This is a genomic window from Fundicoccus sp. Sow4_H7 (assembly GCF_052115865.1).
GTDB lineage: Bacteria > Bacillota > Bacilli > Lactobacillales > Aerococcaceae > Fundicoccus_A.
The window spans coordinates 143,724-153,786 of sequence record NZ_JBQKME010000006.1; the positions used below are offsets into that span (position 1 = coordinate 143,724).

The 10,063-nt window shown below is 34.7% G+C and carries 11 protein-coding genes and 5 pseudogenes; 7 read left to right on the top strand and 9 right to left on the bottom strand.

Annotated elements, in window-relative coordinates:
• Positions 1-68: 68 nt before the first annotated feature.
• From ACTQ54_RS07685 to ACTQ54_RS07710, 6 genes and pseudogenes are all read right to left on the bottom strand, one after another.
• Positions 69-509, bottom strand: a pseudogene (locus ACTQ54_RS07685) (AAA family ATPase); the annotation flags it as partial.
• A 193-nt stretch (positions 510-702) separates the two neighbouring features.
• Positions 703-879 carry a hypothetical protein gene (locus tag ACTQ54_RS07690; protein ID WP_441755653.1) on the bottom strand — a complete coding sequence of 59 codons (177 nt, stop codon included), beginning with the start codon at positions 877-879 and terminating at the stop codon, positions 703-705.
• Entirely contained in the window at positions 872-1,318 is a 447-nt protein-coding gene (locus ACTQ54_RS07695; RefSeq protein ID WP_441755655.1) for a Mu transposase C-terminal domain-containing protein, read from the bottom strand. The genes ACTQ54_RS07690 and ACTQ54_RS07695 overlap by 8 nt, the downstream gene beginning before the upstream one ends.
• 351 nt (positions 1,319-1,669) lie before the next feature.
• Positions 1,670-1,957: a hypothetical protein gene (locus ACTQ54_RS07700; protein ID WP_441755657.1), complete on the bottom strand. Its 288-nt coding sequence runs from the start codon at positions 1,955-1,957 to the stop codon at positions 1,670-1,672.
• 153 nt (positions 1,958-2,110) lie between these two features.
• A complete protein-coding gene (locus ACTQ54_RS07705) occupies positions 2,111-2,263 on the bottom strand; it encodes a helix-turn-helix domain-containing protein (protein ID WP_441755658.1) in 153 nt (50 codons plus the stop codon).
• A gap of 94 nt (positions 2,264-2,357) precedes the next feature.
• Positions 2,358-2,920, bottom strand: a pseudogene (locus ACTQ54_RS07710) (recombinase family protein).
• A gap of 249 nt (positions 2,921-3,169) precedes the next feature.
• On the opposite strand from ACTQ54_RS07710, the pseudogene ACTQ54_RS07715 reads away from it, so the two are divergent.
• Positions 3,170-3,556, top strand: a pseudogene (locus ACTQ54_RS07715) (mercury(II) reductase); the annotation flags it as partial.
• A gap of 198 nt (positions 3,557-3,754) precedes the next feature.
• On the opposite strand, the gene ACTQ54_RS07720 reads toward ACTQ54_RS07715, so the two are convergent.
• Positions 3,755-4,333: a rhodanese-like domain-containing protein gene (locus tag ACTQ54_RS07720; protein WP_441755660.1), complete on the bottom strand. Its 579-nt coding sequence runs from the start codon at positions 4,331-4,333 to the stop codon at positions 3,755-3,757.
• 385 nt (positions 4,334-4,718) lie between these two features.
• Between ACTQ54_RS07720 and arsA the strand changes: the two genes are divergently transcribed.
• From arsA to arsB, 6 genes are all read left to right on the top strand, one after another.
• Entirely contained in the window at positions 4,719-6,458 is a 1,740-nt protein-coding gene (arsA, locus tag ACTQ54_RS07725) for an arsenical pump-driving ATPase (RefSeq protein ID WP_441755662.1), read from the top strand.
• A gap of 18 nt (positions 6,459-6,476) precedes the next feature.
• A complete protein-coding gene (locus ACTQ54_RS07730; RefSeq protein WP_313794393.1) occupies positions 6,477-6,818 on the top strand; it encodes an ArsR/SmtB family transcription factor in 342 nt (113 codons plus the stop codon).
• The gene (arsD, locus tag ACTQ54_RS07735; protein ID WP_313794392.1) at positions 6,796-7,125 is read left to right on the top strand and encodes an arsenite efflux transporter metallochaperone ArsD; all 330 of its coding nucleotides are present in this window, start codon (positions 6,796-6,798) and stop codon (positions 7,123-7,125) included. The genes ACTQ54_RS07730 and arsD overlap by 23 nt, the downstream gene beginning before the upstream one ends.
• A 47-nt stretch (positions 7,126-7,172) precedes the next feature.
• Positions 7,173-7,256 (top strand): arsenic metallochaperone ArsD family protein, encoded by an 84-nt coding sequence (locus tag ACTQ54_RS07740; protein WP_441755681.1) that lies wholly within the window; start codon positions 7,173-7,175, stop codon positions 7,254-7,256.
• Positions 7,250-7,534, top strand: coding sequence for an arsenic metallochaperone ArsD family protein (locus tag ACTQ54_RS07745; RefSeq protein WP_441755665.1), 285 nt, complete (start codon positions 7,250-7,252; stop codon positions 7,532-7,534). The genes ACTQ54_RS07740 and ACTQ54_RS07745 overlap by 7 nt, the downstream gene beginning before the upstream one ends.
• A 76-nt stretch (positions 7,535-7,610) precedes the next feature.
• A complete protein-coding gene (gene arsB / locus ACTQ54_RS07750) occupies positions 7,611-8,690 on the top strand; it encodes an ACR3 family arsenite efflux transporter (RefSeq protein WP_441755667.1) in 1,080 nt (359 codons plus the stop codon).
• A gap of 400 nt (positions 8,691-9,090) precedes the next feature.
• Here arsB and ACTQ54_RS07755 read toward each other — a convergent pair.
• Together ACTQ54_RS07755 and ACTQ54_RS07760 are read right to left on the bottom strand one after the other, a co-directional pair.
• Positions 9,091-9,336, bottom strand: a pseudogene (locus tag ACTQ54_RS07755) (IS3 family transposase); the annotation flags it as partial.
• A 612-nt stretch (positions 9,337-9,948) separates the two neighbouring features.
• Positions 9,949-10,063, bottom strand: a pseudogene (locus ACTQ54_RS07760) (IS30 family transposase); the annotation flags it as partial.

Here is a 10,063-nt window from a genome sequence, read left to right on the forward strand (position 1 = left end):
AGTGCTATGCTGCATTAATAGAACAAAAAAAAGACTATTTCGCTAAATGAAATAGTCCTTTTTATTACTTATTTTACTCCAATGACTAAACTATCTCGTGCAGCTTCCACTACTTCTGTCGTGATAGTTTCAAGGTTATTGATTTCTAATATTCTTTCGATTTGGGTGAAAAGTCTTTGGATAAGTCGAAAATTTCCACTGGTAATTTTAATAATACTAGTGACAGCTTCATAATTAGCAAAATCTTCCAGTTGGACAGATAATCCTAACTCTTTCCATTTGTATTCCACAATATGGTGGATCTCGTCTTTACTCAATCTGTCAAATTGATGGGCAAAACCTATTCTGGAGTAGAGTTGAGGATAACGAGCCAATCGCTTTTCTATGCACGGCATTCCAATAAAGATTATAGCTAAATCTTTTTGGTCATAAATATCTCTTAGTTGTTCTAAATGCTGTACATTTAATCAATCTATTTCGTCAATAATAATAAGCTCATTCTCTTCATACGCATTCGCTGAGTATTTTTCTTCTGCTCCTAGCTGAAGAACTCTATACATACTTTTAACCATACCCATTTTACCACCAATCATATCGATTTCATTCGTCATTTTAATCGCCCGAATGGCTGGACGGTGTAAAATATTGTTTTCATTTCAAGGATTTTTTTATCTGTGTTCATTCCGATTTCGTCCGATTTTTTTAATCAATTTGTTTTTCGACCCAATTCCAATTTGAATATTGCTTAGCGGATAAAGTTTTCCCAATTCCGGGTAATTCATAACAAATTCCGATATATTTGTATTTGATACATGCCTGACAAAATTCTGCAAAGCGTTTATATTCTTTTGTTTCAATAAAGTAGGGTGTTTTAATCATTGTAATACCTCTTAATTTTTGACTTCTTGGAATCTTTTATGATTATAGGGTTGTCTAACTCTTTTTGCTTAGTTGAAATAAGTTCTTCCGCAATATTATTTCCAGAATGGAGCTGATTTTCAAGGTTTTTTCGTGCCTTATTACGTGCCGCAACAATCTCTTTTAAATCGACTTCGTAATCAGAAATTTCAGGAGAAATTGCCGTGCATGAATATTGGTCTTTGTAAAAAACACGGATCTCAGCAATATCTCTTGGATCATATCTAATGATAACAGTTTCACCTACATAAGCTGCTAAATTGGTGTCAATATATATTAACCCTTGGAAGTGAATGCCGTCAGAATAAACGTTTTTTGATTTTGCAACATTTAATAACAATAAATCTAAGCTTTCTAGACTATCTGGTAGATTAGGAAGAAATCCTGAATTATTCCACATTTCAATAGGCTCTTGTTATGTGGTGCCATGAATTCTATGGTGACAGTCATATATAATGAAACGCGCTAATTTCTCATCAAGCTCTTTTATCGTAAGAAGATTTGAGGTATTTTGATTCCCAAAGTAACCTGGTAAATCTTGCAAAAATAATTGATTAATTGTTAAAAAGAAGCGTTCTATTTTCCCTCGTCATCTTGGGATACCTACCGTAGAAAAAATAAGATTGATTTTTAAATCAATAGCAACTTGCTCTAAATGATTTGAAGTGAAATCACTTCCGTGATCGGTATAGAAAGTTTCCGGCATACCACATATTTGCCAATCAGAGTTGCTTTTTTTCCATATGGCTTATTATAAGACTAAAGAAGTTTGAATAGCAGAAGGGTCTTGAAAACTAAGGAAATAACCTGCTACTGCTCGGCTATAATTATCTAAAATAATTGTTAACCATGGCCTCTCTGGCTTTCCTCTTTCGTTTAAGACAAGGATATTCAAAGGAGTGTGGTCAGCCTGCCATATTTCATTGGAGTAATGAGATTCACGTCGATAAATCAAATTATAGTTATTTTGATATTCTTTTTTTCCTTTATGGGCTAGTTCCTTTAATTGTGGCGATAGACTTTTCGAAATTGTATACACTTAACTGTAGCTAGGTTGCTCCCAATTCTTTATTTCGCAAATAATACAGATTTTTCGATGGATAGAAGTTAAGGAATTTTTTCTGTGTTTGAATATCAGGTTTTTGATTTCTTCTTGCACGTTTTCTTTCACTTTAAAGCTTCCAGAATCTGATCACATTTTTCGAACCAGTCCTTTTAGCCCCGATTGTCGGTGTTGGTTTATCCAATGGTATAAGGTTCTTTTCGGGAAACCTGATTCTTCGGTAATGTTTTTCAAACTTTCCTCATGGTTTAGATAGGGTGCAATGACTCTGTATTTATCCATGGCTCTTTATCTCAGTTCTTCTGAATGTGAAGTTAATGGAGGCAGGTCTGTTTCCATGATGCATCTCCTTTCGCAAATAGAGGGGGTTAATAGTTTATTTTTTCTTCTTATTTAAATAACGATAAAGAGTGGCTTTGCTTATTCCAGTCATTTCAACAATTTCTTTCACACTGTAATTCTGACTTTCGTACAATTTTATTGCTCGTTCAATATCTCGTTGGCTTACAGGCAGACGTCCGCCTTTTCGCCCTCTCGCACGAGCACTTTTTAAAGCTTCTTTTGTATGTTCAACAATCAAATTTCGCTTAAATTGGCTAAATGCTTGAAATACAGTCATCATAAGCCGACCATGTGGAGTGGCAGTATCAAAATTCTCTTTTATGCTGATCAATTTTATATTATATTCTTCAAAGTAATTTACAAGTTCAATTAAATCTTTTGTACTGCGACCCAAACAGAGAAGCTTTCCACGATAACTGTATCACCTGGACGCAATTTATCTTTCAGTCGATTTAAATGCGGACGGTTAGCTTTGGTTCCCGTCATCTTTTCGGTTAGTATCTCATTGCAATTTCGGCCATTGAGTAAGTCCAATTGGCGATCCAATTCCTGTGAACGTGTACTTACTCTGGCATACCCATATACATACCCACTCAATCCTCTTCCTTCTCTTTTTTATTTTCTCAATTGTATCACAAAGGGGGGATAAAGATACGTAGATAGAGAGTAAAGTTTTGATACTTGAAAAGGCCTCTTTTCAGCTGAAATTTTAGTTATTTAGAATAGTCTCAAAAACGATTGTTTTTGAGACTATCTGTTTCATATATAAAAATATGCCCCTAATTTTTTAGAACTTTAGAGCCTTTACTAATTTGTAATCTAAGGACTAAAAAATAAAAAAACGTTCTATCCGTTGTTCCTGGAGTAATATTTACAAATCCTGGAGTAGGTACAGTTGGGTTAACAGAGAAACAAGCAAAAGATATAGCTATAGATGTTAAAAGGTCAATCTTAGATTTAGATAATGTACCAAGTGCACTAGTTAATCATGATCCAACTGGGTTAATCAAGCTTGTTGTCAATACTCAAAATCAACAAATAATAGGCGTTCATATCGTCGCTGAGAATGCAGGTGAAGTCATTTATGCAGACACATTAGCTGTTAAATTTGTGTTAACAATCGAGGATTTAACGGACACAATGGCTCCTTATTTAACGATGGTGGAAGGATTGAAACTTGCAGCGCTTGGTTATAATAATGATATTTCAAAATTATCGTGTTGTGCAGGGTAAAATAGTGCAAGCGGAAAGTGCCTTTTTCTAATGAACGTTTACAGAAAAGCAAATAGACAACTACCTTGCTCTTGACTTAAAATGCCTTCTAAATGCTTGTTACAGCAATCTTTATCGATAATAAAATACAAAAAAATGGCCTTGCAGTTTCTGTAAGAATCTGCAAAGCTATTTTTTTTGAAAACGTCTTATAATTTATTATTTACCGACTTCTTGTATAGCTTTCATTCCGCCTTCAATAACTTTAGGATTTAATCCTTTTGATTCAAGGAAAGAAGCCGCTGCAGTACTTCGGTTACCAGATCCACAAAGCGTAAAAATTTGTTTGCTCGTATCCAGTGATTGATAATCATTGACTAAATCCTCAAATGGAATATTGACCAAATTTTTTTCAGGTGCTAGACGTGTAATTTCGTCTGGATGTCTGACGTCAAGTAATATAAAATCATCTGATTTATTCAGGAAATCTTCAGCAGGGATAGTTTCCGTTGTCTGTAAGTCTTCTTTGGGTACTTCATCTATCAAAAGATAACCATTCTTTTGATTAAAAGCTAATTCATCAGCCACCCCAGAAAGTTCTGCTAGTTGAGCTTCGTCCTCAGAACCAATGATAAAAATAATGGATTGATTTACATCGAGATAATAAGTTGCATACGTTTTAAAGTTACTTGGGTTAAGATTGAGAGAGTTTTTAATATGTCCCTCTTGGTACCCATGTTGAGTTCGAACATCAACCAGTTGTTGGTTATTAATGTCCTCGTAAAATATTTTCTTCATTTGTAATGCTCCTTCTGATAGTTATGTATTCATTTATTATTTACTAAAGTTGAATGAAAGGGGGATAAATAGGTGTCACTCTCAAAAAGTATTCCTAATGACCCTTCAACAAAATGAAGTTAATAAAAATGATAAGATTACTTGACAAAGCATAGAGACTCATCTATGTTTAATACATTGACAGGTATCTATGTGAATAAAGTATATGAAATTCAGAGAATTATTGCAAGTTTTCTTGCATCATATAGGTCGATTTGTATACAATACATAGATAGGTACCTATATATTCGATACATATACAATCATCTATATAAGCCATTAGTTGATTGTAGAAACTAAATCAATCATTTCGTCCAAATCGTTTAATAAAGGAGTGGTAAATGGAATGGAAATTTTTAATCCAAAAGAGCATATTAATACAAAGTATTTATTCTATACAGGTAAAGGTGGCGTTGGGAAAACAACGGCCGCTAGCGCAACAGCTATTCAATTAGCGAATGAAGGTTTCAAAGTTGTATTAGTGAGTACAGACCCTGCCAGTAATTTACAAGATGTTTTTGAAAGAGAATTAGATGATAACGGAACAGAAATTGAAGAAATACCTGGCTTAACCGTCGCTAACTTTGATCCAGTCAGTGCTGCAGAAGAATATAAAGAATCCATTGTGGGTCCTTATCGCGGAATTCTGCCAGACCCTGCGGTACAAAATATGGAAGAACAATTAAGTGGTTCATGTACGACAGAAATTGCTTCTTTTGATCAGTTCGCAAAATTCTTAACAAGCCCTGATATATCTGACCAATACGACTATATCATTTTTGATACAGCACCTACCGGCCATACATTAAGACTCTTACAATTACCTTCTGCTTGGACAAACTTCTTTGATGAAAATACAACTGGCACAAGCTGTATGGGTCAATTATCTGGTTTAGATGAAGAGAGAGAAAGTTATAGTTTGGCAGTAGAAACACTTGCTAATTCTGAAATGACAACTTTACTACTCGTAACTCGTCCGCAAGAAGGACCATTAGTCGAAGCCAATCGTGCGTCCGAAGAATTACGAGCATTAGGGGTTGAAAACCAGAAGCTTATTGTGAATGGCCTTTTAGAAAATCCGACAGATACGATTTCTCAAACATACTATGACATTCAACAAGATGCATTAAACCAAATGCCTGAAAATCTTAAAAACTTACCTATTTTTGAAATTCCATTAAGACCTTACAATCTTACAAGTATCGAAAGTATCGGTTTATTACTAAGTGAAGAACAACCTGAAATCAGTCATGAAGAAGTGCAGGAACAGGAATACCCACGCTTACAAACTGTTATCGATGATTTACACAACACAAACAAACGAGTCGTCTTTACAATGGGTAAAGGTGGCGTTGGGAAAACAACCATCGCAGCCAGCATTGCGAAAGGCCTTGTAGAAAAAGGTAAAAAAGTTCATTTAACAACGACCGATCCTGCAGCTCACTTAAATTATATTGTGCATGAATCAGATACTCTTGGGGTTAGCCATATTGATGAGAAAAAAGAGTTAGAGCTTTACCAAAATGAAGTTTTAGCTAAAGCGCGTGAATCAATGTCGGAAGAGGATTTAGCTTATGTAGAAGAAGATCTAAACTCACCTTGTACAGAAGAAATTGCGGTATTCAGAAAATTTGCTGAAATTGTTTCGATGACGGAAGCAGATGTGGTGGTTATTGATACTGCGCCTACGGGACACACACTTTTACTTTTAGAATCTTCTCAAAGTTACGCCCAAGAGGTGGAGCGAACTTCTGGAGAAGTACCAGAATCAATTACCCGACTCCTGCCTATTTTACAAGATCACAACCAAACAGAAGTGGTCATGGTGACATTACCTGAAAATACACCTGTCTATGAATCGATTCGTCTACAAGAAGATCTAGACCGTGCAGGTATTGCACATACTTGGTGGGTGGTTAATAACAGTTTATTATCAACAGGGACTACAAATGAAACATTGTTAGCTCGCGCAAAATCGGAAGAAGAATGGATCCAACGTGTCGATGGATTATCAAATGGGCATTTTGCGGTCATCGACTGGAGTCCTATTGAGTTAAAAGAGGATGTTCTTGCTACAATTATTTAATCTCAAAGGAGAATATAAATGAATTATGAATTATTTGCTGAAAAAATGAAAGCTTTATCTGATCCAAACCGAGTAAAGATACTCGATTTACTATCCTGCGATACTTTATGTGCCTGTGATTTGCTCGAACACTTTGATTTTACTCAACCAACTCTCTCCCATCATATAAAAGTATTAAGAGATGCGGATTTAATTGTTACAGAAAAAATAGGAACTTGGCATCATTATTCGGTGAATCGGGAATTATCTACCGAGATAACAGAAATCCTTCAAAGTGTTTTCTCAAGTTCTGAAAGATGTATTTGTCATACAACAATAAATGAAAAGGAAGATCAATATGAAAAAGTTAGCCATTTATGAACCTGCCCTATGCTGTAGTACCGGAGTTTGTGGACCTTCAGTGGACGAGGATTTACTACGTATTACGGGTGTGATGAAACAAGTGAAAGAAGAAGACGATGTGATGATGATCCGTTACAATCTTGCTTCCAATCCTAATTCGTTTGTACGAAATCAAAACGTCATAGACACTATGCAAAATGAAGGACAAGACTCTCTTCCAATTACTGTATTAGATGGAGAAATTGTTAAAATAGGTGCTTATCCAACGAATGAAGAAATTAGTGAATATTTAGGTATTCAACTGGTTAAAGAAGCGATTCAATAAGAAAAATGTTTGAGGTGCGAAATTTATTTTAGAAAAAGAGGTAAAATATGAACAAATTAGAGATATTTGAACCCGTTATGTGCTGCAGTAGTGGAGGTTGTGGCTCATCAGTGGATGAAAATAAATGCTAATTACATCTGTCATCAATGCATTAAATACTATTGATGGATATCAAGCTTATCAATATAATTTGACTGACAATCCTATGCAATTTGTAAGTAATGAAACCGTTAGTACTATCTTACAGAAAGAGAATACTGCTGCTTTGCCAATCACAGTATTGAATGGCAAAGTGAAGAAAGCTGGAGCTTATCCAACTCTTGATGAAATTTCTGAATATACTGGTGTACGTTTTATGGTAACAGACCAATCTGGTGAGAGTGATTGTGGTTCCACTGGATGTTGTTAAGGAAAAAGAAGTAAGAAGTTTATCTTCTTTTGTTTCTCATTAAAATATTAAATACGATTATTATTGGAGGAAAATCATGAAAGAAACAGCTTTAAAAGAAAAAGTATCGAATAAAGAAAATGGGATTGGACTTTGGGAACGTTATTTAAGTTTATGGGTTGCTTTATCAATGATTATAGGTGTAGCGCTAGGGCAATTTGTTCCTGCAATTCCTAATTTCTTAAGTCAATTTGAGTACTATAATGTATCGATTCCAACAGCTATTTTAATATGGTTAATGATTTTTCCAATGATGTTAAAGATTGATTTTAGCAGTATTGTAAATGCAACAAAAAAACCCAAAGGATTAATCTTAACTACCGTAGTAAACTGGTTAATTAAACCATTTACCATGTATGGAATTTCCGCCTTTTTCTTTTTGGTAGTATTTAGACCGTTTTTAAGTCCAGAACTAGCCAATGAATACATAGCTGGTGCGATTCTTTTAGGGGCAGCTCCTTGTACGGCTATGGTATTTGTATGGAGTGAACTAACAAAAGGTGATCCAGCATACACCTTATTGCAAGTATCTATCAATGATATTATTGTTCTCTTTTTATATGCTCCAATCGTTGCATTCTTATTAGGAATAGGTAATGTTTCTGTACCGATGGGTACACTGTTACTTTCCATTTTTGTATTCATTGTAATCCCTTTGGCTCTAGGAATTATTGTTCGAAAATACGTGGTAAAACAAAAAGGTGACGATTATTTTGAAAAAGATTTTGTGAATAAATTTGATGGGACCACACGGATTGGTTTACTACTAACTTTAGTTATTATCTTTTCATTCCAAGGAGAACGAATTCTAAGTAATCCATTCCATATTTTATTAATTGCTATTCCACTAATCATTCAAAATATTGTCATATTTTTCCTCGGATACGGTGGAGCTAAAGCGTGTAAACTACCATTCTCAATAGCAGCACCCGCAGCCATGGTTGGAACGAGTAACTTTTTTGAACTTGCTGTAGCTGTCTCAATAGCATTATTTGGATTGAATTCTGGTGCAACTTTAGCAACCGTTGTAGGAGTATTAGTAGAGGTTCCTGTCATGCTATTATTAGTCAAATTTTCAAATAAAACGAAACATTGGTTCGATGGCTACGAATATTAATTAAAAAGAGAAGAAAATTATGTGATAGAACCTTTTATGAATTGTTTTATTAACTTCAAATTTGAATGCATAATGGCAGATTTTATCTAATCTTTGATCGGAGTAGATGTCTGCCATTTTTTATTGCAGTCAAATCACAAACACAAAGAGAAAAATGAGAATAAATTCAATCATAAATTCACTCCACTAGATGCAGTTAAATCTTCCGCTAAAATAGTCGCTTCTAGATTGGTTACATCTTCTCCTGACTGGATAAGAAAATATTGTAGGATTGCTGAGCCGGCCACTGTCCTGTGAATGCTAAGCTGTACTAGACAGAAGGAGGTGCGGATATTTTCTTGGACCTAAATATAGTTGATCATTTATAGCGAACCCTAATGGATGTGTCGGGGAATTGTTTTTAAGCTACAAAAGACATCGTTTTTCGAAAATCCATGATACTCATGCCACCTAATGATAATTTGATTCTTTCGTGATTATACCAATCAAGATAATCGTCTAACAATTGAATAAAGTGCTCAATGGAAACATCTAACCAATCCTCATCGTAAAAGAACTCATTTTTAAGCCGTCCAAAGAAACCTTCATATGCCGCATTATCAGGAGTACAACCTTTTTTAGACATGGAGCGAGTTAAGTGAGCTTGCCTATTTGGCATGCCCACTACATAACCAGTCACCCCTCTTTCAATCAAAAAGAAAGTTTTTGGCTGTGAATAGTAACCTTGAAATTGATATCGATGTAGAATCATTCAATAAACTATGACCGCTTATAAACTTTATTACCTATCGAGGATACGGACATGCGTATCATAAATGATGATAAAAATTTCATATGTTTTGTAGATGAGAGTGCTTACTCAATGCTTCTCTACCCTCTAGAATCATCGGGGTTTCGGGGAATCACTAGATTTTCTTGAGCTAAAACAATACTCGAATGTATAGGTAAAATTTCAAATTACCATCAATCACATCAAAAAAATAAAGCAGAGTTTACAGGAAAACCTGTAAGCTCTGCTTTAGTATGACGGAATCTAATCATTCATAGTTATTTAGTAAGTATGATTACTCTGGGCTTGTTCAATTTTCCAGTGAAAGGATATTTCTTGCCGTCAAGTTCGGTGTAGTACTCCCATCAGAATAAGTATTTGATAATCAAATTAAAAAGTAATAATAAAAGTACTTTTTTCACTTAGAGGGCTATTAGTAAGGTTGACATTTGTTGAATTGCAATAATTATTGCGACAAATAATTTATCTTTATTCAATTAATAAGAGTTCGTGTAAAAATACTTCCAAGGGTGTTTGGTAATCTAAGCATTTCCTAGGTCGATTATTCATTAACCACAAAGCTTGGAAGAGTTCTTGGTGCGTC